At 72.4% G+C, this 25,842-nt stretch carries 22 protein-coding genes; 8 read left to right on the forward strand and 14 right to left on the reverse strand.

Features of this window, described 5'->3' with window-relative positions:
• The first annotated feature begins 1 nt into the window (after window position 1).
• From nadB to AC3RJ6_RS17925, 5 genes are all read left to right on the forward strand, one after another.
• Entirely contained in the window at window positions 2-1,600 is a 1,599-nt protein-coding gene (gene nadB, locus AC3RJ6_RS17905; RefSeq protein ID WP_491428487.1) for an L-aspartate oxidase, read from the forward strand.
• The gene (gene nadC / locus AC3RJ6_RS17910; protein WP_491428488.1) at window positions 1,600-2,526 is read left to right on the forward strand and encodes a carboxylating nicotinate-nucleotide diphosphorylase; all 927 of its coding nucleotides are present in this window, start codon (window positions 1,600-1,602) and stop codon (window positions 2,524-2,526) included. The genes nadB and nadC overlap by 1 nt, the downstream gene beginning before the upstream one ends.
• Window positions 2,523-3,668, forward strand: a complete 1,146-nt coding sequence (locus AC3RJ6_RS17915) for a cysteine desulfurase family protein (RefSeq protein WP_491428489.1) — start codon at window positions 2,523-2,525, stop codon at window positions 3,666-3,668. The genes nadC and AC3RJ6_RS17915 overlap by 4 nt, the downstream gene beginning before the upstream one ends.
• Entirely contained in the window at window positions 3,665-3,808 is a 144-nt protein-coding gene (locus tag AC3RJ6_RS17920) for a hypothetical protein (RefSeq protein ID WP_491428490.1), read from the forward strand. The genes AC3RJ6_RS17915 and AC3RJ6_RS17920 overlap by 4 nt, the downstream gene beginning before the upstream one ends.
• A 192-nt stretch (window positions 3,809-4,000) precedes the next feature.
• A complete protein-coding gene (locus tag AC3RJ6_RS17925; protein WP_491428491.1) occupies window positions 4,001-5,539 on the forward strand; it encodes an MDR family MFS transporter in 1,539 nt (512 codons plus the stop codon).
• A 72-nt stretch (window positions 5,540-5,611) separates the two neighbouring features.
• Here AC3RJ6_RS17925 and AC3RJ6_RS17930 read toward each other — a convergent pair whose 3' ends face one another.
• Complete coding sequence (locus tag AC3RJ6_RS17930) at window positions 5,612-7,273, reverse strand: VWA domain-containing protein (RefSeq protein ID WP_491428492.1); 1,662 nt, start codon at window positions 7,271-7,273, stop codon at window positions 5,612-5,614.
• 220 nt (window positions 7,274-7,493) lie between these two features.
• Between AC3RJ6_RS17930 and AC3RJ6_RS17935 the strand changes: the two genes are divergently transcribed.
• A complete protein-coding gene (locus AC3RJ6_RS17935; RefSeq protein ID WP_491428493.1) occupies window positions 7,494-8,162 on the forward strand; it encodes a phosphoribosyltransferase in 669 nt (222 codons plus the stop codon).
• A gap of 38 nt (window positions 8,163-8,200) precedes the next feature.
• Here AC3RJ6_RS17935 and AC3RJ6_RS17940 read toward each other — a convergent pair whose 3' ends face one another.
• Together AC3RJ6_RS17940 and AC3RJ6_RS17945 are read right to left on the reverse strand one after the other, a co-directional pair.
• A complete protein-coding gene (locus tag AC3RJ6_RS17940) occupies window positions 8,201-9,007 on the reverse strand; it encodes a putative protein N(5)-glutamine methyltransferase (protein WP_491428494.1) in 807 nt (268 codons plus the stop codon).
• 40 nt (window positions 9,008-9,047) lie between these two features.
• Window positions 9,048-10,508: a DUF1254 domain-containing protein gene (locus AC3RJ6_RS17945; RefSeq protein WP_491428495.1), complete on the reverse strand. Its 1,461-nt coding sequence runs from the start codon at window positions 10,506-10,508 to the stop codon at window positions 9,048-9,050.
• A 323-nt stretch (window positions 10,509-10,831) separates the two neighbouring features.
• Here AC3RJ6_RS17945 and AC3RJ6_RS17950 point away from each other — a divergent pair, with 323 nt between their 5' ends.
• The gene (locus tag AC3RJ6_RS17950; protein WP_491428496.1) at window positions 10,832-12,745 is read left to right on the forward strand and encodes a chorismate-binding protein; all 1,914 of its coding nucleotides are present in this window, start codon (window positions 10,832-10,834) and stop codon (window positions 12,743-12,745) included.
• On the opposite strand, the gene AC3RJ6_RS17955 is transcribed toward AC3RJ6_RS17950, so the two are convergent.
• From AC3RJ6_RS17955 to AC3RJ6_RS18005, 11 genes are all read right to left on the reverse strand, one after another.
• On the reverse strand, window positions 12,708-13,169 hold the full coding sequence (locus tag AC3RJ6_RS17955) for a nitroreductase family deazaflavin-dependent oxidoreductase (protein WP_491428497.1): 462 nt from the start codon (window positions 13,167-13,169) through the stop codon (window positions 12,708-12,710). The two genes, AC3RJ6_RS17950 and AC3RJ6_RS17955, sit on opposite strands and share 38 nt — an antisense overlap.
• Before the next feature lie 21 nt (window positions 13,170-13,190).
• Entirely contained in the window at window positions 13,191-13,832 is a 642-nt protein-coding gene (locus AC3RJ6_RS17960; protein WP_491428498.1) for a GNAT family N-acetyltransferase, read from the reverse strand.
• Window positions 13,833-13,886: 54 nt separating this feature from the next.
• Window positions 13,887-14,747, reverse strand: coding sequence for an Fpg/Nei family DNA glycosylase (locus tag AC3RJ6_RS17965; protein ID WP_491428499.1), 861 nt, complete (start codon window positions 14,745-14,747; stop codon window positions 13,887-13,889).
• A gap of 65 nt (window positions 14,748-14,812) precedes the next feature.
• Window positions 14,813-15,619, reverse strand: a complete 807-nt coding sequence (locus AC3RJ6_RS17970) for a GNAT family N-acetyltransferase (protein WP_491428500.1) — start codon at window positions 15,617-15,619, stop codon at window positions 14,813-14,815.
• Between the two features lie 72 nt (window positions 15,620-15,691).
• Window positions 15,692-16,957 (reverse strand): MFS transporter, encoded by a 1,266-nt coding sequence (locus AC3RJ6_RS17975; RefSeq protein ID WP_491428501.1) that lies wholly within the window; start codon window positions 16,955-16,957, stop codon window positions 15,692-15,694.
• Complete coding sequence (locus tag AC3RJ6_RS17980) at window positions 16,941-18,149, reverse strand: amidohydrolase family protein (RefSeq protein WP_491428502.1); 1,209 nt, start codon at window positions 18,147-18,149, stop codon at window positions 16,941-16,943. The genes AC3RJ6_RS17975 and AC3RJ6_RS17980 overlap by 17 nt, the downstream gene beginning before the upstream one ends.
• A complete protein-coding gene (locus AC3RJ6_RS17985; protein WP_491428503.1) occupies window positions 18,136-19,170 on the reverse strand; it encodes an ABC transporter ATP-binding protein in 1,035 nt (344 codons plus the stop codon). Before AC3RJ6_RS17985 ends, AC3RJ6_RS17980 begins: the two co-directional genes overlap by 14 nt.
• Window positions 19,167-20,153, reverse strand: a complete 987-nt coding sequence (locus AC3RJ6_RS17990; RefSeq protein ID WP_491428504.1) for an ABC transporter ATP-binding protein — start codon at window positions 20,151-20,153, stop codon at window positions 19,167-19,169. Before AC3RJ6_RS17990 ends, AC3RJ6_RS17985 begins: the two co-directional genes overlap by 4 nt.
• On the reverse strand, window positions 20,153-21,154 hold the full coding sequence (locus AC3RJ6_RS17995; protein ID WP_491428505.1) for an ABC transporter permease: 1,002 nt from the start codon (window positions 21,152-21,154) through the stop codon (window positions 20,153-20,155). The genes AC3RJ6_RS17990 and AC3RJ6_RS17995 overlap by 1 nt, the downstream gene beginning before the upstream one ends.
• Window positions 21,155-21,222: 68 nt before the next feature.
• On the reverse strand, window positions 21,223-22,944 hold the full coding sequence (locus tag AC3RJ6_RS18000) for an ABC transporter substrate-binding protein (RefSeq protein WP_491428506.1): 1,722 nt from the start codon (window positions 22,942-22,944) through the stop codon (window positions 21,223-21,225).
• A 67-nt stretch (window positions 22,945-23,011) separates the two neighbouring features.
• Window positions 23,012-24,082 carry an ABC transporter permease gene (locus AC3RJ6_RS18005; protein ID WP_491428507.1) on the reverse strand — a complete coding sequence of 357 codons (1,071 nt, stop codon included), beginning with the start codon at window positions 24,080-24,082 and terminating at the stop codon, window positions 23,012-23,014.
• 249 nt (window positions 24,083-24,331) lie between these two features.
• Here AC3RJ6_RS18005 and AC3RJ6_RS18010 point away from each other — a divergent pair, with 249 nt between their 5' ends.
• The gene (locus tag AC3RJ6_RS18010) at window positions 24,332-25,801 is read left to right on the forward strand and encodes a chlorohydrolase family protein (protein ID WP_491428508.1); all 1,470 of its coding nucleotides are present in this window, start codon (window positions 24,332-24,334) and stop codon (window positions 25,799-25,801) included.
• Window positions 25,802-25,842: the final 41 nt, after the last annotated feature.

The following is a 25,842-nucleotide window of genomic DNA, read 5'->3' on the forward strand; positions in this document are numbered from 1 at the left end:
GATGACTCGCGTGCTCGTCGTCGGCGGCGGCATCGGGGGCCTCTGGGCCGCGGTGCGGGCCGCCGACGCCGGGGCGACGGTCGAGCTCGTCACGAAGACCGAGCTCGCCGAGACGAACACCCGCTACGCCCAGGGCGGCATCGCGGCTGCGCTGTTCCCCGACGACTCGGCCGATCGCCACCTCGCCGACACGCTGGCCGCCGGCGCCGGGCTCGCCGACCCCGACGCGGTGCGGGTGCTGTGCGACGAGGGGCCCGCGCGGGTGCGCGACCTCATCCGGTTCGGCGTCGCGTTCGACCGCGGCGAGTCCGGGCTCTCGCGCGGCCTCGAGGCGGCCCACTCGCGCGCCCGCATCGTGCACGCCGGCGGCGATGCGACCGGCGCGGCGATCGAGGCCGCGCTCGTCGCGACCGTGCGACGACGGGCCGTGCGCATCGACGAGCGCACGATGCTCGTCGACCTGATCGTCGAGCCGGGCGACGACGGCCGCCGCACCGTCGTCGGCGCCCGCCTGCTCGGCGTCGACGGCTCGATCGTCGAACGCCGTGCCGACGCCGTCGTGCTCGCCACCGGCGGCAGCGGGCGCCTCTACCGCCACACGACGAACCCCGACGTCGCGACGGGCGACGGTGTCGCTGCGGCCCGGCGTGCCGGGGCGGCCGTCGCCGACCTCGAGTTCACCCAGTTCCATCCGACGGCGCTCGCCGCGCCGGGCACGCCCCTCATCTCCGAGGCCGTGCGCGGCGAGGGGGCGGTGCTGCGCGACGCATCCGGGCGTCGCTTCATGCTCGACGTGCACCCCGACGCCGAGCTCGCGCCGCGCGACGTCGTCGCCCGCGCCGTCTGGCGTCGGATGGCCGGGCAGGGCGGTGAGCCGGTGCGCCTCGACGCCACCGCACTCGGCGCGACGTTCCTCGCCGCGCGGTTCCCCGGCCTCGACCGGGTGGTGCGCGAGGCCGGGTTCGACTGGGGCCGCGAGGCCGTGCCGGTGACGCCCGCTGCGCATTACGCCATGGGCGGCATCGTGACCGACCTCGACGGCCGCTCGAGCCTGCCGGGGCTCTACGCCGTCGGCGAGTGCGCCCGCACGGGCGTGCACGGGGCGAACCGCCTCGCCTCGAACTCGCTGCTCGAGGCTGCGGTGTTCGGCGAGCGCGCCGCGCGCGCGATCACGTCGAGCGAACCGCTGGGCGCCGGCCCTGTGCCGTCCGTCGGCACTCCGGGGCGCCTCGCCGAGCCGGCGCCGGTCGCGTCCGGCGTGTCGCGCCGCGGTGCCGACGGCGTGCACGGGCCCGTCGACCGCGCCGCCCTGCAGGAGCTCATGTGGAGTCGCGTCGGGCTCGAGCGCGACGCACGCGGACTGGCCGCGGCATCCGCACAGCTCGACGCGTGGACCGCACCCGCGCCGGTCGACCGCCGCACCGCCGAGGACCGCAACCTGCTCGACCTCGCCCGCCTGACGGTCGCCGCCGCGCTCGCGCGCCGCGAGAGCGTCGGCGCCCACTTCCGCACCGACGACCCGACCGCGGGCACCACGACCGCCGACGCCCCGGTCGCCACCGCCGCTCCGACCAGCCCCGCCCTCGAGGAGGCCGCCTGATGACCGACACCCGCGAGATCGACCGCATCGTCACCGCCGCCCTCGACGAGGACGCGCCCTGGGGCGACCTCACGGGCGAGACGCTCATCCCGACCGACGCGACCGCGACGGCCGAGCTCGTCGCGCGGGAACCCGGCGTGCTGAGCGGCATCGAGGTGTTCGCGGCGGCGTTCCGGCTCGTCGACGCGCGCATCGCGGTCGAGCCCCTCGCGCACGACGGCGAGCCGTTCGCCGCGGGCGCCGTGCTCGCCCGCGTGCACGGACCGGCGCGCGGCATCCTGCGCGCCGAGCGCGTCGGGCTCAACCTGCTGCAGCGCATGTCGGGCATCGCGACGCTCACCTCGCGCTACGTCGCCGCCGTCGTGGGCACCCGTGCGCGCATCGTCGACACGCGCAAGACCACGCCGGGCCTGCGCAGCCTCGAGCGCCAGGCCGTGCGCGACGGCGGCGGTCGCAACCACCGGCGTTCCCTCTCCGACGCGATCATGGCGAAGGACAACCACCTCGCCGTGCTCACCGCGGGCGGAGTCGACCTCGCGACCGCGCTGCGGGCGGCTCGAGACCGGATGCCGCACACGGCGCACCTCGAGGTCGAGGTCGACCGCATCGACCAGATCGCGCCCGTGCTCGACGGCGGGGCCGACACGATCATGCTCGACAACTTCACGATCGAGGCGCTGCGCGAGGGCGTCACGCTCATCGGGGGGCGTGCCGTCGTCGAGGCCTCTGGCGGGGTGAACCTCGACACGGTCGTGGCGATCGCGGCGACCGGGGTCGACGTCATCTCGGTCGGCGCGCTCACGCATTCGGTGCGATCGCTCGACCTCGGGCTCGACGTCGTCGTGGAGACGGGGGCCGACGCCGTCGCCCCGTCGGCGGGCGACGCGAACTCCGGCGCGATCGGCGTGGCTGCGGGGCATCCGTGATCTTCCTCGATCACGCGGCGACCACGCCCGTGCGCCGCGAGGCGCTCGAGGCGATGTGGCCGCACCTGACGGGGTCGTTCGGCAACCCGTCGAGTCGTCACGGACTCGGCGATGCGGCGGCGCGCGCGCTCGCCGACGCCCGAGCGACGGTGGCCGAGGTGCTCGGCTGCCGGCCGGGCGACGTCGTCTTCACGAGCGGCGGCACCGAGGCCGACAACCTCGCGGTGAAGGGGCTGGCGCTCGCGAACCCGCGCGGACGGCATCTCGTCGTCTCGCCCGTCGAGCACGAGGCCGTGCTCGAGTCGGCCGCGTACCTCGCACGACAGCACGGCTTCGACGTCGACGAGGTCGCGGTCGACGACCGCGGCCGCGTCTCGCCCGACGCCCTCGCGGCCGTGCTGCGACCCGACACGACGCTCGTGTCGGTGCAGCTCGCGAACAACGAGGTCGGCACGGTGCAGCCCGTCGCCGAGCTCGCCCGGCTCGCCCGCGGCGTCGGGGCGCTCGTGCACACCGACGCGGTGCAGGCCGCGGGCCGCCTCCGCCTCTCGCTCGACGCGCTCGGCGTCGACGCCCTCTCGCTCGCCGGGCACAAGATCGGTGCGCCGAAGGGAACGGGTGCGCTCGTCGTGCGCGGGCGGCTGCCGCTCGAGCCGGTGCTGCACGGCGGCGGCCAGGAACGCGGCCGGCGCTCGGGCACCGAGAACGTCGCGGGAGCCGTCGCGTTCGCCACCGCCCTGCGCCTGGCCGAGGCCGAGCGCGAGGAGGCCTCGGCGCGCATCGGGGCGCTGGGCGCCCGGCTCGCCGCGCGCGTGCTCGCGGAGGTGCCCGAGGCCCGGCTCACCGGCGACCCCGACGATCGCCTCCCCGGCACCGTCTCGTTCGTCTTCCCGGGCACGGGCGGCGAGGCCGTGCTGCTCGAGCTCGAGCGCGATGACGTGATCTGCTCGAGCGGCTCGGCGTGCGCGGCCGGCCGTGACGATCCGTCGCACGTGCTGACCGCGATGGGGATTCCCGCCGAGGTCGCGCAGACGGCGGTGCGCTTCACGCTCGGCTCGGCGACGACGGCGGCCGAGATCGAGGATGCCGCGGCCGCGGTCGGCCGCGCGGTGTCGGCGGTGCGCGCTATCGTGGGATCATGAGCGATTCCACTCCGACCCCTGCCGCCGACGACGCCGCCCGCGACCGCAGGCTCGAAGCAGAGCTCGCGCCTGAAGAGTCGCTCCTCGAGGGCTGGCTGCCCCGCGCCACGCCGACCGATGGTCCGGCCCCGGCTCCCTGAGCCGCGGTTCCGACACCTCACGAAACACGGTCGCCGAGCCGACCGTGTTCCATGCGTTCCGATCGATCTCGGCAATCGGGAATAGCGCGTCGCCCGCTGCGGGTTGACCCACCTGTTCCGTTTCTTCCGCACCTTCTCCGTCTCGACGCACGTTCCGGTGCTGCTCCAGCGCCGATCCCGATTGGAACCTTTGTGACCGAACGCGCCGTATCCGACCTCGACCCCTCGACCGCCTCCACTCCGGCGGTCGCCGCCGACGCCGCCGCCCAGGACGCCGCGGTCGTCGCCCACCAGCCCGCCCACGGCGCGAACAACACGCGCGTCATCTGGCTGCTGCTCGCCGCGACCTTCGTCGTCTTCCTCAACGAGACGATCATGGGCGTCGCGATCCCGCACCTCGTCGACGACCTGCACATCACCCTCTCCGCGGCGCAGTGGCTCACCACCGCGTTCATGCTGACGATGGCCGTCGTCATCCCGATCACGGGCTTCCTGCTGCAGCGGTTCCCGACGCGACCGATCTTCATCACGGCGATGAGCCTGTTCTCGGCCGGCACGCTCATGGCCGCGCTCGCGCCCGGTTTCGAGGTGCTGCTCGGCGCCCGCGTCGTGCAGGCGACGGGCACGGCGATCATGATGCCGCTGCTCATGACGACGCTCATGACGCTCGTCGCCCCGAGCGACCGCGGCCGGCTCATGGGGCGCGTCTCGATCGTCATGTCGGTCGCCCCCGCGATCGGCCCGACGATCTCGGGCCTCATCCTGAACTACCTGACGTGGCGCTACATGTTCTGGCTGGTGCTGCCGATCGCGCTCGTCATGCTCGTCATCGGCATCCGCAAGGTCGAGAACGTGAGCGAGACGCGTGAGCTCCCCATCGACGTGTTCTCGGTGATCCTGTCGGCCTTCGGCTTCGGCGGGCTCGTCTACGGGCTCAGCCTCGTCGGCGGGGTCGTGAGCGGTCGCAGCGCGGCCGACGCCCCGGCGATGTACATCGCGCTCGCGGTCGGCGTCGTCGGCATCGCCGCGTTCATCGTGCGCCAGCTGCTGCTGCAGCGGCACGACCGCGCACTGCTCGACCTGCGCACCTTCACGTCGCGCAACTTCGCGCTCTCCGTCGCGCTCATGGTCGTCATGATGGCGGCGCTGTTCGGCACGATCATCTTGCTGCCGATCTACCTGCAGGACGTGCTCGGGCTCGAGCCGCTCTACACGGGACTCCTGCTCCTGCCCGGCGGCCTCATCATGGGCCTGCTCGGCCCGACCGTCGGGCGACTGTACGACCGCTTCGGGCCGACGCCGCTGCTCGTGCCCGGCTCGATCGTCGTGTCGGGGGTGCTGTGGAGCCTCACCCTCGTGACCGACACCACGTCGCCGTGGCTCGTCCTCGTCGCGCACGTCGTCATGTCGGCCGCGCTCGCGTTCATGTTCACGCCGCTCTTCACCTCGGCCCTCGGTTCGGTGGAGCCGCGGTTCTACTCGCACGGCTCGGCGATCGTCGGCACCGTGCAGCAGGTCGCCGGCGCCGCCGGCACGGCGCTGTTCATCACCGTCATGACCTCGCGCACGGCCGTCGCCGAGGCGAACGGCGCCTCGATCGTCTCGGCCAGCGCGACCGGCATCAGCTCGGCCTTCATGGTCGGCGCGATCCTCTCGCTCGTCGCGATCGTCGGCGCGTTCCTCATCCGCCGACCCGCCGACATGGAGCACGGCGCGCCGGCCGGCCACTAGTCGACGCACCACGACGGAGGGCGAGGGAGCTGCTGCTCCCTCGCCCTCCGTCGTCAACGGCCGGTCGTCCGCTCAGCCGCAGTTCGGGCGGCAGCTGCGCTGCGACAGCGCGTCGACGAGCACGGTCGACAGGTCCTCGGGCTCGGTCGCGGAGTACGCGGCGCCCTTCGTGACCTGGGCGATCTTCTGCATCGCGGCGAGGTCGGTGTCGGGCCCGAAGCCGATCATGATGACCGGCACGGGCTTCGTCGGGTCGTCCATCTTCTTCAGCTCGGCGAGCAGCGTGTCGAGGTCGATGCCGTTCTCGTCCTCGTTGCGCCCGTCGGTGATGAGCAGCACCGAGTTGACCTTCTCGGGATCGTACGACTCGCGCACGCGCTTCACGGCCGCGAGCGTCGTGTCGTAGAGTCCGGTGGCCCCGCCCAGCCGCGACGGCAGCGACTGGATGATGCCCGCGATCTGCTGCGTGTGCGCGGCGTCGGCGAGCGGCGCGATCGGCGAGACGTCCTCGTAGTCGAGTTCGCCGTTGCGGGCCGTCGAGAACAGCCAGACGCCGAGCTCCACCTCGCCCGAGAACTTCTGCATCGCGCCCATCGCCGCCTGCTGGAAGACGTCGATGCGGCGCAGGCCGTTCGCCGCCGGCTCCTCCATCGATCCCGAGACGTCGATGACGGTGAGCATGCGCGAGCGGAGGGTCAGCACGCTCCAGGCGCGCAGGATCTCGAGCTGGGCCGCACCGTCGCGCGCGGGCTCGGCGCCGGGCCCCGAGGTGCCGACGCCGGCGAGGTCGAGCTTGCCGCCGCCGTCGGGGTCGCGGAAGCCGTGCGCCGCGAACGTCTCACGTGCATCGGCCAGCGCCTTGCCGAAGTCGGCGAGCAGCTTGCGCTTGTCCTTGTCGAGCGTGAGGTGCACGAAGGGGTAGTCGAGTGCGACGGTGCCGTCGGCCGGGTACGCGGCGACGAGCGGCTCGGGCGGGTCCTCCTGGTTGTACGCCGCCACCTGCGCCTCGGTCGTGATGACGACCGCGGGGGCTTCGCCGACGCCGAGCGAGCCGAAGGCGGCGCTCGTCGAGGCGGGGATCGACTTGCCGAGCGCGAGCATCGCGCCGGCGAACTGGCGCGGGTCGTCGGGCGAGGAATGACCCCGCAGCGCGAGCAGGCCGGCGAGGCTCGCGGCGGACGCCTCGGGGTCGGGCAGGATCGTCGGCAGCGCGCCGCGCAGCACGCGCGACCAGCTGACCGGCTCACTGGCGAGCGCCGTCGCGTCGGTCGCCGCTGCCGCGAACACGATCGGCGTCGAGGCCACCGAGTCGCCGGCGTCCACGACGGGCGCGGACTGGCCGAGCGAGGCGGCGGTCGCGTTCATGCGGTCGAGCCAGACGCTCGACTCGGGCACCCAGGCGTCGGCGTCGACGGCACCCGAGGCGAGCACGGCGGACGTGTCGGCCGAGTCCTGCGGAGTCACCTCCGTCGTGACGCATCGCTTCGCGGAGCGGTCGAACTGGTCGGCGACCTCGGCGACGGCGGGCGCGATCGACCGGTCGGCGACGACGACGAGCTGCTGCGGGGCGGTGCAGCCGTCCTCGGCCGAGGCGAGCACCGGATCGAGATGCCCGCCGATCCAGAGGAAGGCGCCGGTTCCGACGATCGCGACCACCGCGACCGCCCCGACGATGGACATGACGAATTTGCGGGCCGGCTTCTTCACCTGCACCGCGACGGTATGACGTCCCACGGGCTCTCCAAGCAGACGGGGTTGGGGGCCCGCCGAATCCTTGAACGGGTTCCCACGGGCCGGTGAGCCCGGGGGAAGGATTTGCACCAGTGTAAGCGACGCTTCGGAAAACACGAAGCCCCCTCGTCTTTCGGCGCCTCGCAACGGGGGTTGACGCCCCCGGCGCACCGGACTATCCAAGGAGTGAAGACACCGCCACGAGGCATCCGAGCCGTTCGTCATGGAGCACTTCGCGAATCGCATCGAAGCGGGCCGGCGACTCGCCGCCCGACTCCTCGAGGCGTCGCGCGCCGGCGCGGTCGATCCGCTCGACGCACCCGTCGTGCTCGGTCTGCCGCGCGGCGGCGTTCCCGTCGCGGCGGCCGTCGCCGAGGCGTTCGACGCGCCGCTCGACGTGCTCGTCGTGCGCAAGCTGGGCGACCCGGCCCGGCCCGAGCTCGCGATGGGCGCGATCGGCGAGGAGGGCGCGATCGTGCGCAACGACGACGTGATCGCGCTGTCGCGGGTCGATCGCCGCACGTTCGACCGGGTGCTCGCCCGCGAGCGGGCCGAGCTCGACGCGAGGGTCGCACGATTCCGCGGCGACGCCCCGCCCGTCGCGATCGGCGGACGGCTCGTGATCGTCGTCGACGACGGCATCGCGACCGGCGCGACGATGCGGGTCGCGTGCCGCGTCGCCCGTGCCCGCGGCGCCGAACGGATCGTCGTGGCGACGCCGGTCGCGTCGCCCGAGAGCCTCGCCGACCTGCTCGACTCGCCCGACGTCGACGAGCTCGTGTGCCTGTCGGCACCGCCGGGGTTCATGGCGGTCGGCATGCACTACCTCGACTTCACGCAGACGAGCGACGACGAGGTGGTCCGCCTGCTCGGCCGGCACCGAGGCGGCTGAAGCGGCCGCCGCGCCCGGCGGTGCCGCCCGCGGCCGCGTCAGGCGCGTGCGCGCCGCCCGACCACCACGATCGTGTCGTCGTCGAGGTCGTCGTCGGACACGAACCGCGGCTCGAGGCCGCCGGCGCGCATGAGTGCCGTGGCCGCCTCGGCCTGCCCCTCGCTCGTCTCGATGAGCAGGACTCCCCCTGGCGCGAGCCGGTCATGGGCGGATGCGACGACCCGGCGGTGCACGTCGAGGCCGTCGTCGCCGCCGTCGAGCGAGAGCGACGGCTCGTGCTCGCGCGCCTCGGGCGGCATGAAGGCGATCTCGGCGGTCGGCACGTACGGCGCGTTCACCGCGAGCACGTCGATGCGCCCCGAGAGCCCGCGCGGCAGCGCGTCGTAGAGATCCCCCTCGAACACCCGGCCGCCGCGCGGCTCGAGGTTGCGCCGTGCCGCGCGCACGGCGACGGGGTCGAGGTCGGCGGCGTAGAGCTCGACCGCGCCCGCGGTCTCGGTGACGACCGCACCGATCGCCCCGACGCCGCAGCAGAGGTCGACGACGACCGCCGGTCGGCCGAGCGCTCGCGTCGCCGCGCGCGCGAGCCGTGCCGCCTCCGCGGCGAGCAGCTCGGTGCGACGCCGGGGCACGAACGCACCGGGCTCGACGACGAGGCGGAGCCCGGCGAACTCGGCCCAGCCGAGCACGACCTCGAGCGGCTCGCCCGCGACCCGGCGCGCGACGAGCGACTCGAGCACGGCGCCGTCGCCGGCCGCGGCCGTCGACAGCAGGTCGGCCTCGGCCTCGGCGAACACGCAGCCCGCCGCGCGGAGGCGCGCCACGAGGTCGGGGTCGCTCGGCATCCCCGAATCGTAGTACGAGCGCGCAATCGGCGCCGCGCGATCAGGCGGGTTCGATGTCGCCCGGCTTCCACGACCCGTCGAACCACGTCTCGAGCGGGCCGTAGAGGCGCAGCAGCACGAACCAGCCCTTGCCGGCCACCGTCTGCACCCAGTTCGAGGCGAGCTCGGCCGGCTCCTCGGGGCCGAACACGAGGTCGACCGAGCCGTCGTCGTTGTACTGCAGCGCGTCGCGCTTGCTGTTGCGGCTCGGCAGCGGCTGGCCCGTCTGGAGTTCCGAGCGCGTCTGCGGGTCGTAGGCGACCACCGACCAGAAGTCGGCTGCTGGGGCATCGGCCGGCAGCCGCAGTCGGTACTGCTTCGCACCGTCGAGCGGCGTACCGTTCGCATCGAGCGCGGCGAACGCGTACTGCGAGCCCTTGCCGACCATCTTCAGCGCCATCGCCGGGGTGTTGACGGTCGCGACGTAGAAGAACGTGGTGCGCGCGTCGAGGAACCGGCCGCCGTTGCCGCCGTCGCGCCGGAACTGGTAGTCGCCGCCCGGCATCGGATTCATCCACTGGCGGTCGTCGTAGAGGAAGAACGCCCGCTCGCGACCGTGGAACGCCAGCGAACGCGCCGTGCCGTTGCCGACGGCGACGGCGTCGGTGAGGATGCCGCGCATGCGCTCGTCGGGCGCGAACGGCGTGCCCTTGACGATGCCGATCGACGCGAGCAGGCCCCGCGTCTCGTCGTCGACGACGCCGAGCGGCTCCTTCTGGATGACGTGGTCGACCTCCTCGTAGAAGCTGAAGTCATTGGCGTGGACCGTGTTCATGACCTCGCCCGAGAGCGACGTCCACTCCATCGCGGGCGGGTTCTCGCGCGTCGAGAACGGGTAGACCCTGACGCCCGACTCGAACAGCCGGGTCGAGTGGTCGGGCTTGCCGTCGACGAGGAAGCCGCGGATGATCACGAGGTTCACGGCGCTCGGGGTCTCGGCGACGAACCAGCCCTCGGGGCGCTCGCCGTCGTAGCCCGGCGGGACGATGAGGTACGTGCCGCCGGCACCGCGATCGGGCCCGGGCGCACCGAGGTCGACGACGAACCGGAACCAGGCGTCGTCGACGGTGCCGGGGCCGCACCCCGGCGGCACCTCGATCACGGTGGGGCCGTCGCGCTCGATGTCGAGCATCGAGATCGCGTACACCGTGTCGGTGTTGCCGGTGAGGAACAGCGGGTTCGCATCCATCAGCCGATCGGTGATGCCGCCCTTGTGGGCGGCATCGACGCCCTGGTCGGCGAGGCCACGACGGATCCCCTCGAGCGAGGCCGCGGGCACCGCGTTCAGGAACGCCTCGACGCCGCGGATGAAGTCGAGGTGGTCGTAGAGCTTCGCGGCCGTGTCGAGCGTGGGCACCCCGTCGACGAACTGCAGTTCGCCGAGGCGCGTCGAGACCCGGTCGGGCGTCGTGATCTTGGCGGGAATCGGCGTGTTGTAGCCGGGCTTCGCCTGTTCGTTCATGCTCTCCTCGTTTCTGCCGGACTCGTCGAGTACGCGGGACGCGAGCCCCCATCATCGATCGAACCTGCTCGAGTGCGTCTCGGCATCACGCCGATCGCGTGATTCGTCCCGCGCCGGCTCGCGGGCCTCCCCCGCGACCTCGTGAGTCGTCGCACGGTGGCGCGCCGGCGCGCGATGCCGTAGGGTGCTCGGCATGACCGCGTCGAACCGCAACTGGTGGCCCGCCTCCTAGGCGGCCCGCGTTTCGACGACTCACGACCGCCCGAGGGCGGTCGTTCCGTGTCTGCGGAGGGTCCATCCGAGGGCCCGACCCGGAGACACCCATGACGAGACTCCTCACCGCACTCACCGACGCGGGCGAGCCGCCCGCGTTCGCCGTCGTCCGGCGCGAGCACGACCTGACGCTCGACGTGCTCGTCGGCGACGTCGTCGACGTCGAGCGCCTCGCCGACATCCCCCTCGACGGCGCCGAGGTGCTCGCGCTCGTGCCGTTCCGGCAGGTGCGCGAACGCGGCTTCGCCGCCCACGACGACGATGCGCCGCTGCGCTGCCTCGTGGTGCGCGATCGCGAGACGGTGCCCGTCGACGACGCGATCGGGCTGCTGCCGCGGCATCCCGTCGTCGTCGACGACCTGCGGGTGGACGTCGACGACGCCGAGTACGCGGCCGTCGTGCGACGCGTCATCGACGAGGAGATCGGACGCGGCGAGGGCGCGAACTTCGTGATCCGGCGCGAGTTCACCGGTTCGACCGGCGAGCCCCCGGCGACGGCCGTGCTCGGCTGGCTGCGGGCGCTGCTCGAGCACGAGGCGGGCGCGTACTGGACCTTCGCGGTGCACACGCCCGGCCTGTCCGCGGTGGGCGCGACCCCCGAGCGCCACGTGTCCAGCGTCGACGGGCTCGTGACGATGAACCCGATCAGCGGCACCTTCCGCCACCTCGACGGGCCGCCCGACGACGACGCGCTCGCCGCATTCCTCGCCGACGTCAAGGAGCGCGAGGAGCTCGTCATGGTCGTCGACGAGGAGCTCAAGATGATGAGCGCCGTCTGCCCCGACGGCGGCCGCATCCGCGGGCCGTTCCTCAAGCGGATGTCGCGGCTCACCCACACCGAGTACGTGCTCGAGGGTCGCAGCGTGCTCGACCCGCGCGAGGTGCTGCGCCGCACCATGTTCGCGCCGACCGTGACCGGCTCGCCGATGGGCAACGCGTGCACCGTGATCGCCCGCCGCGAGACGACGCCTCGCGGGTACTACGCGGGTGTCCTCGCCCGGTTCACGCCGACCGGCGCGGGCTACGACCTCGACGCGCCGATCCTCATCCGCACGGCCTACCTCGACGGCGGCGGCGCGGTGCGGGTGCCGGTCGGCGCGACGCTCGTGCGCCACTCCGACCCCGACGGCGAGGTCGCCGAGACCCACGCGAAGGCGGCCGGCGTGCTCACGGCGCTCGGCGCGATCCCCCGGCAGGGCGACAGGCCGGGTGGATGCCTCGGAGCCGACGCGCGGTCCGATGCCGGCGCCGTCGGCGCCGACCCCGGGCCATCCGCCTCGATGTCGCTCGCGGCACGCAACGCGCACCTCGCACCGTTCTGGATCTCGCCGCAGCCCGGCGCCGCGCCGCGCGGGGTCTCCGCACTCGTCGTCGACGCCGGCGACGACTTCACGACGATGCTCGCGCACCAGCTGCGGCACCTCGGCATCGCGACGCGCATCACGTCGTGGGAGACGGCGCCGCTCGTGGCCGACGAGGACCTCGTGGTGTTCGGTCCCGGCCCGGGCGACCCGCGAGAGACGGGCGAAGCGCGCATGTTCCGGCTGCACGAGCTCGTCGCCGCGCGGCTCGAGCAGCGCGCCCCGGCACTGGCCGTCTGCCTCAGCCACCAGGTGCTCGCGCGACTCTCGGGCCTCGCCGTCGCACCGCTCGCCGCCCCGCAGCAGGGCGTGCAGCGCGAGGTCGGGGTCTTCGGCGCACGGGCGACGATCGGGTACTACAACACGTTCACCGCGTACGACGCCGGGCTCGGGACGACACCGCGTCATGGGCTCGAGATCGCCGCCGACCCGCGCACCGGCGCCGTGCACGCGCTCCGCGGTGCGGGCGTCGCCTCGGTGCAGGGGCACCTCGAGTCGGTGCTGTCGGTCGACGGGCTCGCGACGCTCGAGCGCCTCGTCGACGGGGTGCTCGGCACGAAGGGGGTCAGCCGCGAGAGCGCCGCGGCTCGAGGTGCAGCCTGACCATCGGGATCTCGGGATCGGCCTCGCCGGTCGCGTCGACGATCGCTCGGTGCAGTGCGGCCCACGCCTTCGGATACCGGGCGGCGTAGCGATCGAGCAGCGCGCGGCTCTCGGTCGCGCCGAGCAGCTCGGCGCGCGCCGGCACCCGGCGGCGCCACCCGACGCTCACGCCGCAGCGCGGCTCGGCCTCGAGGTTGCGGTACCACTGCGCCGACCGGCCGAAGCCGGAGGCGACGACGATGCGGTTGCGGGACTCGTGCTCGGCGGCCTCGATCACGACGTACCGGCGTTCACCGCTCACGCGTCCGCGGTGCTCGAGCATGAGCAGCCGACCGAAGAAGACGAAGCCGAACCCGGCTTTGAACAACGGGATCGGCAGCCGCACCGCCCAGCGGGTGGTCAGGATCTTCGCGCCGAGGTCCATACGGCTCCTTCCGTCGAGAGGTCAGCTCGCGACGGCGCGATCGCCGGTCGCCGGCTCGGCGAGTCGGTTGGCGCCCCGCTCGGCCGCCCGCCGCTCGCGCCACTCGTCGGCGAGGATCGCGTACGTGTACCCGTCGATCCAGCCGAGCTCGGCGTGCCACGAGTCGCGCACCCCGTGCTGCTCGCGCCGCATGCCGAGCCGCTCCATGACCTTCCACGAGGCGATGTTGTCGGCGAAGCAGCCCGCGGTCACGCGGTGCACGCCGAGCTCGTCGACCGCGAGGTCGATGAGTGCGCGGGCGATCGCGGTCGCGTAGCCCCGGCCGGCGTGCTGCGGGGCGACGCCGTAGCCGATGCCCGCCTCGGCCCGGACGTACTCGTCGGGGTCGCCGTGCGTCTGCCCCATGGCGTCGGTGAGCCACAGCGAGCCGGTGCCGACGACCTCGTCGCCGAGCACGGCGATCGCGGAGTGGTCGAGCGGATCGTCGATGCCGTCGAGCCAGTGCTTCGTGAACGCCTCGGGCTCGACCACGGTGCGCAAGAGCCACCGGGTGTTCTCGGGGCGGTTGCGCCACACGAGCACCTCGTCGAGCAGTTCGCGGGTCGGCAGGCGCAGTTCGAGCGGACCGGCCGGTCGCGGCCAGGTCACGTCGGGAGTCGTCATCACTCCTGCCTACCGCAGTCGGCCGCCGCGCGCCACCGACCCGGCGGCCCACCGCTACTTCACGAGTCGCGACAGCACCCGGTCGGCGAGCGGCTTGCCGCCCGTCTGGCACGTCGGGCAGTACTGGAAGGTCGAGTCGGCGAAGATCACCTGCCGGATCGTGTCGCCGCAGACCTCGCACGTCTCGCCGGTGCGGCCGTGCACCCGCATCGCGCGCCGCTTGGCGTCTTTCAGCTCGGCGGGCGGGCGACCGGATGCCACGGCCACCGCCTCCGCGAGGGTATCTCGCATCGCCCGGTAGAGCCCTTCGGTCTGCTCGGGCGTGAGCTTCGCCCCGAGCAGGTACGGCGAGAGCTTCGCCGCGTGCAGGATCTCGTCGGAGTACGCGTTGCCGATGCCCGCGAACACCGACTGGTCGCGCAGCAGCCCCTTGATCTGCGTGCGCCGCCCGGCGAGGATCGCGGCGAAGTCGTCGAGCGTGAAGCTCTCGGCGGTGGGGTCGGGACCGAGCCTCGCGATGCCAGGCACCTCGGCCGGGTCGCGCACGACGTAGACCGCGAGCGACTTCTTCGTGCCGGCCTCGGTCAGGTCGAACCCTGCGCCGTCGTCGAGCCGTGCTCGCAGCGCGAGCGGCGACCTGCCCGGCTTGACGGGGGTCTTCGGCACCTCGTCGTACCAGCGCAGCCACCCGGCCCGCGCCAGGTGGAACACGAGGTGCTCACCCTGCGTCTCGACGTCGATGAACTTGCCGTGGCGGCGCACCCGCTCGATGCGCTCGCCCTCGAGCGACGACAGCGGCGGGTCGAAGGTCTTGAGCGCCGAGATGGCCGCGACGCGCAACGACGCGAAGGCGTGGCCGGCCAGCCGCTCGTCGAGGAAGGCGACGAGCGCCTGCACTTCGGGAAGCTCGGGCACAGAGGCATCCTGTCACCGACGGGCGACATCCGCACCCGTCGGGGACGCGCGAGGCCGCCGCGCGCTCAGCGCCGCCAGACGTACGGGGTCGTCGTCGACACCTTCACGAGCCCCGACCGTTCGAGGATCGGCCGCGAGAACTCGGTCGAGTCGCTGTTGATGTAGCGCTTGCCCAGCGCGAGCGCCGACCGGGCCCGGGCCGCCGTCAGCGCGCGGTAGATGCCGCGGCCGCGCCACTCCTCGCGCGTCGCGCCGCCCCAGATGCCGGCGAACTCCGAGCCGTCGACCGGCTGCAGCCGCCCGGCGCTCACGATGAGCCCGTCGACCTCGGCGATCCAGAGCTCCGTGCCGTCGTCGGCGGTGAGGCGCGCCACGAGGTCGTCGGCGCGCTCGACCGAGACCGGGTCGCCGAACACCTCGTCCTGCATGGCGCACATCGCCCGCACGTCGCGCTCGTCGAGGGCCCGGCGCACCACGACACCGTCGGGCAGCGGCACGTCGGCCACGAGCAGCGCCGCCTCGCCGATCATGATCGACTCGGGCTCCTCGGGCGCGAATCCGTGCGCGAGGAGCGACTCGACGAGGCCGGGCGCGTGATCGTGCCCGCGTGTCTTCCACTCGACCGCCGTGATCGCCGGGTCGGGCTCGAACCGCGCGAGCACGTCGCCGACGAGTCCGTCGATCGCCTCGGCGTCGAACCCGTCGAGGTCGCGGTAGCTCACGAAGCCGTACCCGCCCGCGAACACGGCGAGCCGCAGCGGGCCGCGACGCTCCGCCGAGACGGCGTTCGCCGTCTCGGCGTCGGTGCGGAGTTGGTCGTCGTAGGCGCGCAGCAGGGCGGTGGCGTCGGTCACCGTCCCATGATGTCGCATCCGGGCCGGCTCGATGCGAGGCATCCCGGTGGATGGCCGGCGGCGCCGCGCCCGGCCCGCCCGCAGCGGTCGTCAGTGCCCGACGTGCTCGGCGACCGCCGGGTCGGCGGCGACGAGGTCGACCGGCTCCCGTCGGATGACGAGTGCGACCGCGACGGCGAACGCGACCGCGATGACCGCCATGAGCGCGAAGCTCGCCCCCCAGCCCCCGGTGGTCTCGTGCATGACGCCGACGAGCAGCGAGCCGGCACCCGCGATCGCATAGCCGCCGCCCTGCGCGATCGCCGAGACGACGCCGGCCGACGCCGTGTTCGCCGACATCGAGACGATGAGGGTGATGCCGAGGCCGAACGCCGCGCTCTGCACGGCGCCGAGGAGCCCGACGACGAGGACGTACTGGTCGCCCGATGCGAGGGAGAGGGCACCGAGGCCGACGACGACCGCGAGGCCGAGGCCCGGCCCGAACCAGCGCAGCACCCGCGGCCTGCGGGCGAGCACGGGAGTCACGAGCGTCGGCACGAACCCGGCGACGCTGAACCACGCGAGCAGCGCGCCGCGCACGGCGGGCGGCTCGCCCTGATCGGCGAGGAACTGGGGCAGCCATGCGGTCACGGCGAAGTAGAGCAGCGCCTGCAGCCCGAAGACCGCGGTCACGAGCCCGATCGTGACTCCCCCGCGCCTCGGCACCCGGAGGCGCGGCGGCTCGGCCGGTCCACGACGCTCGCCGCCGCGTCGTGCCGCGACCGCCGTCGCTGCGGCGGCGGCGACGGCGACGAGCGCCCACCCGCCGAGCGCGATCGGCGCCGAGCCGCCGCTCGCCGTGTAGGCCGGCACGACCAGCCCCGCGCCGAGGGCCGCCCCCACCCCGAACGACATGCTGCTGAGGCCGATCCACAGGCCCGACGCGCGCAGCTCCTTCAGGTACTGCGGCAGCAGGGTTCCGGCCGCCATGATCGCGACGCCCGCGAGGAAGGTGCCGGGCAGCAGCAGCGCCGACGCGACGACCCGCACGACCAGTGCGGCCGCGAGCGCGGCCATCGTCCAGGCGAGCGCACGGGCGACGCCGAGCCGGCGGGCGAGCCAGGGCCCGATCGGTGCCGTGAGTCCGAACGCGATCACCGGCAGGGTCGCCAGCACGGTCGCATCGGCGCTGCTCAGCCCGAACGCGACCCGGGTCTCGTCGAGGAGCGCTGCGACGCCCGTGATGGCGGGTCGGAGGTTGACCCCGATCAGGAGGGCGGCGACGAGGCCCGCGGTGCGACCGGCGACGCGGCCGCCGGTCGCACCCGTCCCGCGGCCGCGGTCACGCCCGGCCCACCGCTCAGCGGCCGACGACACGGAGGCCATCGGCGACGACACGACCGTCGTGGATGACGGTGCGGTCGCGGCCCCGGTCCATGACTGCGCTCGTCGGGGTCTCGCCGTCGACGAGCACGAGGTCGGCACGGTCGCCGACCGCGACGCCCGGGTGATCGCCGACCCCCGCGACGCGCGGCGACTCGTGCGACATGATGCTCGCGCCGCCCATGGTCGCCACGGCGAGCGCGAGCTCGATGTGGTCGTCGCGGCGGAACCCGTTGACGAACGCGAGCTGCCAGGTGCGGTCGAGCATGTCGCAGTTGCCGTAGGGGCTCCAGTAGTCGCGCTGGCCGTCTTCACCGAGGCCGACGCGCACGCCCGCCTCGGCGAGCGCGACGAGCGAGAGGTGGTTGCTCGTCGACGGCGCCACCGTCGCCATGGCGATGTCGAGCTCGGCGAACTCATCGATGAGACGGCGGCTGACGGCCTCGGACACGGCACCGAGCTCGTACGCGTGCGACATCGTGACCTTGCCCTGCATGCCGAGCGCCCGGGTGCGCTCGAGGACGAGCTCGGTGCTGAAGACGCCGAGCTCGCCCGGCTCGTGCAGGTGGATGTCGATCTCGACCTGGTACTTCTCGGCGAGTCCGAAGACGATGTCGAGGTGCTTGGCGGGGTCGCGGTCGAGCTGGCTCGGGTCGATGCCGCCCATCACGTCGGCGCCCTGCTTGAGCGACTCCTCGAGGAGCTCGACGGTGCCCGCCTCGCGCAGGATGCCGGCCTGCGGAAACGTCATGATCTGCACGTCGGCGTGATCGGCGAACCTCTCCTTCGCGGCGACGACCGAGTCGAACTTCTCGAGCCTGCAGTCGACGTCGACCTGCGCGTACGAGCGCACCCGCGTCGTGCCCTTCGCGATCATCTGCTCGAGCGTGCCGGCGACGATCTCGGCGTGCGGCACGTCGGTGTCGCGCCAGTTCTCGCGGTCGTTCATCATCATGCCCCAGACGCCCGGGCGCCCCGTGTGCTCGCGGAACGGCAGGCCGATGCGGCTCGAGTCGAGGTGCACGTGCACGTCGCTGAACGCGGGCAGCACGAGGCGGCCCCGACCGTCGACCGCGTCGGCGACCGCTGCGGTGGCGTCGTGGGGCCGGATCTCGCTGATGCGCGAGCCCTCGATGACGAGGTCGACGGAGTCGCCGCCCCAGGGGCGGACGTCACGGATGAGCATGGACGGTGTTCCTTTCGGCAGGGTCGACGACGCCGGCCGCGAACGCGGCGGCCTCATCGGGATGGTGGCACGCGTTGGGCCCGGTCGGCACGACGTCGATGCAGCTGCGCCGACGGTCCTCGTCGAGCAGCGCGAAGACCGGGCAGCGGGTGCGGAAGACGCAGCCGCTCGGCGGGTTCGACGGGTGGGGCAGGTCGCCCACGAGCCGGATGCGCCCCGACCGGTCGGCGGTCGGGTCGGGCTTCGGCACCGAGCTGAGCAACGAGCGCGTGTAGGGATGCCTCGGCGAACCGAACACCTCGTCGGCGTCGCCGTGCTCCATGATGCGGCCGAGGTACATCACGGCGATGTCGTCGGCGAAGTGCTTGACGACCGACAGGTCGTGCGCGATGAACACGTACGAGATGCCGGTGTCGGCCTGGATGTCCTGCAGCAGGTTGATGACCTGCGCCTGCACCGACACGTCGAGCGCCGAGACGGGCTCGTCGCAGATGACGACGTCGGGCTCGAGCGCGAGTGCCCGCGCAATGCCGACGCGCTGCTTCTGGCCGCCCGAGAACTCGTGCGGGAATCGGTTGTAGTGCTCGGGCCGGAGGCCCACGCGGTCCATGAGCGACTGCACGCGGCGCTTCATGCCCTCGGGCGGCGAGATCTTCTGGGCGAGGAGCGGTGCGGCGATGACCGCGCCGACCGTCTGGCGCGGGTTGAGCGACGACGCGGGGTTCTGGAAGACCATCTGCACGCGCCGGCGGAACTGCGCGAGGTCGCGGCCCCTGAGGTTCGTGACGTCGGTGCCGTCGACGACGATGCGGCCCGAGGTCGGCTCGAGCAGGCGCATGAGCAGACGACCGGTCGTCGACTTGCCGCAGCCCGACTCGCCGACGAGTCCGAGCGTCGTGCCCCGTTCGAGCGTGAACGACACCCCGTCGACGGCCTTGACGACCGACCCGCGGCGGAAGAGCCCGCCGCGCTTGCCGAAGTACTTCGTGAGGCCCTCGACCTCGAGGATCGGCGTGCTCATACGAGGACCCCTTCGTTCAGGTGGCAGCGCGACCGGTGGCCGTCGCCGTGCAGCTCGGGCCGCTCGGTGAAGCAGCGGTTGCCCGGCACGAGCTGCGCGACGGGGCAACGGGGTGCGAAGAGGCATCCGCCGGGGAGATCGAGGAGCGAGGGCGGGAAGCCCGGGATGGGCGTGAGGCGCCCGGCCTCGTCGGCCATCGACGGCATCGAGGCGAGCAGGCCCTTCGTGTACGGGTGCGCCGTCTCGAAGAACGCGTCGTGCACGTCGGCCTGCTCGACGCACTGGCCGCCGTACATGACGACCACGCGTTGGCACACCTCGGCGACGACGCCGAGGTCGTGGGTGACGAAGATGACCGCGGAGCCCGTCTCGGCCTGGAGCGATGAGATGAGGTCGAGGATCTGCGCCTGCACGGTGACGTCGAGCGCGGTGGTCGGCTCGTCGGCGATGAGCAGCTCGGGCTCGCAGACGAGGGCCATCGCGATCATCGCGCGCTGGCGCATGCCGCCGGAGAACTCGTGCGGGTAGGCGTCGTAGCGCGACACCGGGTCGGGGATGCCGACGCGGGCGAGCATGTCGATCGCGGTCGCCTTCGCCTGCTTCGCGGTCACCCGGTTGTGCACCCGGTAGGCCTCGGCGATCTGCTTGCCGACCGTGTAGAAGGGATGCATCGCCGAGAGCGGATCCTGGAAGATCATGCCGATCTTCTTGCCGCGGTAGGCGCGCATCTCGCGCTCCTCGAGGGCGACGAGGTCGACCCCCTCGAACATGATCCGGCCGCTGATCTGCGCGCTCGTGCCATTGAGCAGCCCCATGAGCGCCTGGCTCGTGACGGTCTTGCCCGAGCCCGACTCGCCCACGATTCCGACGGTCTCGCCGCGGCGGAGCGAGAGGTCCATGCCGTTGACGGCGTGGACGAGTCCGTCGTCGGTCGGGAAGGCGACCTGCAGCCCCTGGATGTCGAGGAACGGTTCGGTGGTCATCAGCTGATCCTCACTCGCGGGTCGACGGCCGCGTACGACACGTCGACGATCACGTTGGCGATGATGATGAAGAAGGCGGCGAGCATCGTGATCGCCATCGTCACGGGCAGGTCGCCCGAGGTCGCCGCGCGGACGGCGGTGAAGCCGAGGCCCGGAACCGAGAAGATCTGCTCGGTGAGCACGGCGCCGCCGAGCAGTGCGCCGATGTCGAGGCCGAGCATGGTGATGATCGGGATGAGGCCGGCGCGCACGCCGTGCGTGAAGGTGATCCTGCGGCGCGAGAGTCCCTTCGCCCTCGCCGTGCGCATGTAGTCCTCGCCGAACGTCTCGATCATGTTGTTGCGGGTGATGCGGATGTACTGGGCGCTGAACAGGATCGCGAGCGCGACCCACGGCAGCAGGTAGTTGGCGAACCACGCGCCGGGGCCCGCGGGACCGAAGGGCGACGAGATCGTGTTGCTCGTGAACGGCAGCACGCGCAGCGTGCTCACGAAGACGAGGAGCAGGAGCAGGCCCGTGACCGGCACGGGCAGCGAGACGCCGATCGATGCGGCGCCGACGATGAGCTTGTCGGTCGGCCGGCCCTTGCGGAGCGCGGCGAGCAGGCCGAGCCCCACGCCGAAGATCGTCCACAGCACGACGGCGCCGATCGCGATCGAGATCGTGTACGGGAGTGCCCGGGCGATGACGTCGGTCACGTTCTCGTTCGTCTGGAACGACTTGCCGAGGCAGGGCCAGCTGCACAGCTGCTCGGCGCCGGGGGCGCCGATCATGCGGTCGCCGACGAAGCCCGAGAGGTAGTCGACGTACTGCACGAAGAAGGGCTGGTCCATGCCGAGCGCGACGCGCGCCTCGGCGATGCGCTCGGGGGTGCACTCCTGGCCGCACGCGGCGGCGGCGGGGTCGGCCGGGCCGAACTGGAACAGCGTGAACGTCACGAAGCTGACGACGAGGAGCAGGGCGAGGAGGGCGACCGACCTGCGGGCGAGGAATCCGAACATCACTGGGCCTGTGCGGGGCCGGCCTGCGCGGCCGGCCCCGCCCTTTCATGCGTGAGTGGAGCGCGTCGTTACTGCTCGACGCCGACGGTGGAGAGGTCGATGCTGCCGAAGAAGTAGCCGACCTGGGCGTTGCGGATGTCCGATCCGACGACGCTGTTCGTGAACGTGCGGATCAGCGGCACGATGGGGTAGCTCTCCATCGCCTCGTTGTAGAGCTCCGACCAGGCGGTGTTGATCTCCTCGGAGGTGCCGTTCGTGTCGCGCAGTTCGTACATCTTCTGCGAGATCCCGGGGTCGTGGAACCGCGAGATGTTGCTGAAGCCGTAGGTGGTGCCGTCGAGGCTCGGCCCGATGTTCGGGTCGACCGTCGTGCGGGTCGAGCCCGACGCCGCGCCGCCGCACCATCCGGCACGGGCGATGTCGGGCATCTCGTCGCTCGCGAGCACGGTGTAGTAGTTCGCGGCGGGGATCGCGGTCATCTGCAGGTCGATGCCGAGCTCCTTGAAGTTCTGCTGCAGCACCGTGCCGAGGTTCTTGTACCGGTCGGTCGCGTTCGAGTACCCGTAGGTGAGCGTCGCGGGGACGTCCTCGCCCTCGAGCAGCGCCTTGGCCTCGTCGAGCTTCGCGGCGCCCGCGGGGTCGAGGTCGGTGGTCTCCTCGACGTAGCCGACCTGGCTGTCGTTGAGGTACGAGTTGGTGATCTTGCCGAAGCGGGCGCCGCCGTACTGCACCTGGATCGCCGCTCGGTCGATGGCGAGCGCGAGCGCCTTGCGCACGTCGGTGTCGGTGATCGTCTCGGTGTTGAAGTTGAGCACGTCGGTGCAGCCGAGGATGCCGGCGGCCGTGCGCTCGGCGATGCCGGCCTCGGTCAGGCGCGCGGTGTCGGACGCCTGCAGCGCGCCGTTCGAGTCGAGCGTGATGGCGGTCGGGTCGGTGTCGGCGAGCAGCTGCTGGCTGATCGTCGCCTGCGCCGTCGACAGCGAGAAGGTGAACGTGTCGGGCAGCGCCGTGCGGTTCTCGTCGGTCGCCGGGTCCCACTCGGGGTTGCGCACGAGCTTCAGCTCGCGGCCTCGGTCGTAGCTCTCGATCATGTAGGGGCCCGACGAGATCGGGTGGTTCGTGTAGTCGAGCTTCGTGTCCTTCGCCTCGGGCACGGGCGCGGTGTTCGACCGCGAGACGAGCGCCGGGAAGTCGGGGTTCGGCTGCTTGAGGTGGAAGACGATCGTCTGCTCGTCGGGCGTCTCGACCGCGGTGAGCTCGCCGCCCGAGTACGGACCCGTATAGTCGTCGGAGTCGAGCGCCGAGTTGAGCTCCTGCGGGGCCTGCGTGTAGACGTCGCGGGCGTAGGTGCGCTCGATGCCGTACTTGACGTCGGCCGAGGTGATCGGCGTGCCGTCCTCGTACGTGAGGCCGTCCTTGAGCGTGTACGTCCAGGTGAGGCCGTCCTCCGACACGCTGCCCGTGTCGGTGGCCATGTCGGCGACGATGGCCGGCGGCTGCCCGGCGGTCTCCTTCGCCATGGTGAGCGTGCGGTAGTACAGCTGGCCGACGTTGGCGGTCTGCACGTAGTTGCTGTTGCCCGGGTCGAGCGTCATGAAGTCGCTCGACATGAGCACGTTGACGTTGCCGCCGGGCTCGGTGAAGCCGGGCTCGACGATGCGCGCGGCGTACGGGTCGTCGCTGCTGCCGGCGGACGGCTGGCCGCTCGGCGCGCCGCCGGCGGTGCAACCGGTGACGGCGAGCGCCACGGCCATCGTGGCCGCGACGATCAGGGAACTGCGGAACTTCATGACTCTCCTTGCGTGGGTGGTGCGGTGCGGGACGGGAAACGGTGGTGGAGCCGGCCGGGGAACGCGCTCAGTCGCGCGACGCCTTGGGGTCGAGCGCGTCGCGGACGGCGTCGCCGAGCAGGTTGAACGCGAGCACGGTGATGACGAGCGCCGTGCCCGGGACGATGAGGAACCACGGGTCGCTGAGGTACCAGTTGCCGGCCTGGGCGGCGTTGAGCATCTGGCCCCATGAGGGGGTCGGGTCCTTGACGCCGACGCCGAGGAACGAGAGCGCCGCCTCGGCCGAGATGTTCGCGGGGATGAGCATCGTCGCGTAGACGAGCACGACGCCGAGCACGTTGGGGATGACCTGTTTGAAGATGATCGAGCGGTACGAGGCGCCGTAGGAGCGCGCGGCCTCGATGTACTCCTGCTCGCGGATGCTGAGCACCTGGCCGCGGACGACTCGGGCGAGGTACGCCCAGCCGAAGAAGCCGAGGATGAGCACGAGCGAGGCGATCGGCACGAAGCTGCCGGTGCCGAAGGGGGTGTCGCGCAGTCGCGAGGCGAGGATCGGCGTGAGCGACAGCACGAGCAGCAGGTGCGGGAACGCCAGGAAGAGGTCGATCGTGCGGCTGATGATCATGTCGACCTTGCCGCCGAAGAACCCCGCTGCCGCACCGAGCACGGTGCCGAGCACGACCGACACGAGCGTCGAGAGCAGGGCGATCACGAGCGAGACCTGGGCGCCGTAGGCGAGCCGCGCGAAGAGGTCGCGGCCGAGCCCCGGCTCGACGCCGAGCCAGTGCTCGGCGGACGGGAACATGTAGCCCGGCAGCGGGAGCCCCGGGGTCATGAAGTTGTCGAGCACGTCGGGCCCGGTGCGGGTCGTGAACGGGTCCTGCCCCTCGATCGCGACGAGCACGGGGGCGAGCACGGCGAAGAGCACGATCGCCACGACGACGCCGAAGGAGGCGAGTGCCACCGGGCTCCGCTTGATGCGCAGCCACGCCGTGCCGAGCAGTGTGCGCCCGGTCGCGATCTCGGCCTTCGGCTCGCCGTCGCGCGGCGCGGCGGGTGCCGGTGCGCCGATGAGCGCCTGGGGGTCGCTGCCGGCGGTCTGCGCGGTCGGGGTCGCCGCCACCTGTGTATCCGTCACGATCATCCTTGAAGGGTCGGGGTTCGGTCGGCAAAACTGTATACCAAATCTGACGGAGCGCAAGCCCGGTGGAATATCACGTTCCACATCCGACCCACTTTCAGGGGCCATTTCGGCCGTGAACTCGCCGGTCAATGCTGAATTCGGCGCGGATGCCTCGTCGGCGACGAAAACTTCGAACTTGCCGCTGCCGTGACGACTCGGTAGTTTTTGGATACCAAATGTTCACATTCCTGCGAAAGGGAACCCGTGCGCACGCTGATCACCGCCGATCACCTGCTCGCCTTCGACGGCACGAGCCACGTCGAGATCCGAGACGGCGCCGTCGTCGCCGACGACGCTCGCATCGTCTACGCCGGCGCCGCCGCCGGCGCCCGGGACCTCGGGTTCGACGAGCGCATCGACCTCGGCGAGAGCCTCCTGATGCCCGGACTCATCGACCTCGATGCCCTCACCGACATCGACCACCTGATCCTCGACTCCTGGTCGAGCGGCGAGGACGGTCCGCGGCTCCAGTGGTCGAGCGAGTACTTCGGCCGCCGTGCGCACGTGTTCACGGAGGCCGAGCGCCGCCGGATCCGCGAGATCGCGCTCGTGCAGCTCGCGCTGCACGGCATCACGAGCTACATGCCGATCGCCTCCGAGGTGCACTCGGCCTGGGCCGAGTCGGCCGACGACTTCTTCGCGATGGCCGAGTTCTCGAGCCGGATCGGCATGCGCGGGTTCCTCGGGCCCTCGTACCGGTCGGGCGTGCCCGTCGTCGACGAGGCCGGCGCCCGCGACATCCGCTTCATCGAGGAGGAGGGTCGAGCGGGCCTCGCCGACGCGATCCGGTTCGTCGACCGCATCCGCGAGCTCGGCGACCCGCTGCTGACCGGCGTCTTCCTGCCGTGCCGCATCGAGACCCTCTCCCCCGAGCTCATGGAGGCCACGGCCGCCGCGGCCGACGAGCGGAATGCGCTCGTGCGCATCCACGCGCTGCAGGGCGAGTTCGAGCGCGAGTACGTCATCGCGCACCACGGGCACACGCCGCTCGACCACCTCGAGGCGCACGGGCTCCTCCACGACCGGGTCATCGTGCCGCACGGCGTCGTGATCGACGTGAACCCCGGCGTGCACGGCGAGGACCGCGGCGACCTGGCGCGCCTCGTCGAGGCCGGGGTCTCGATCGTGCACTGCGCGCTCACGAACGCCCGCTACGGGGCCGAGCTCTGGGACTTCGCGCACTACCGCGACGCGGGCGTCAACTTCGCGCTCGGCACCGACTCGTTCCCGCCCGACCTCATCCGCGGCATCGACACGGGCGTGTCGGCGGCGAAGGTGCAGCACGGCGACCTCTCGAAGGGCGACCTCGCGGCCTACGTCGAGGCGGCGACCCTCGGCGGCGCACGTGCGCTGCACCGACCCGACCTCGGACGCATCGCGGTCGGCGCCACCGCCGACCTCACGGCGTTCCGGCTCGACGACGTGCGCATGGGGCCGGTCGAGGACCCGATCCGCACCCTCGTGCTCAACGGCACGGCGCGCGACGCGTGCCTCACGATGGTCGGCGGCCGGGTCGTCATGCGCGACGGCAGCCTGCCCGGCGTCGACCTCGACGCCGTGCGCGCCGACACGAAGGCCCTGTTCGCGAAGTTGCGCGCCGGCTACACCGACCGCGACGCACGGCACGGGTCGCCCGACGAGCTGTTCCCGCCGGTGTTCCCGGTCGCCGGCTGAGGCCGCCGCCGACGCGGCATCCGCCATCGCCCGACCGCCCC

It is taken from the genome of Agromyces cucurbitae, from assembly GCF_058349945.1.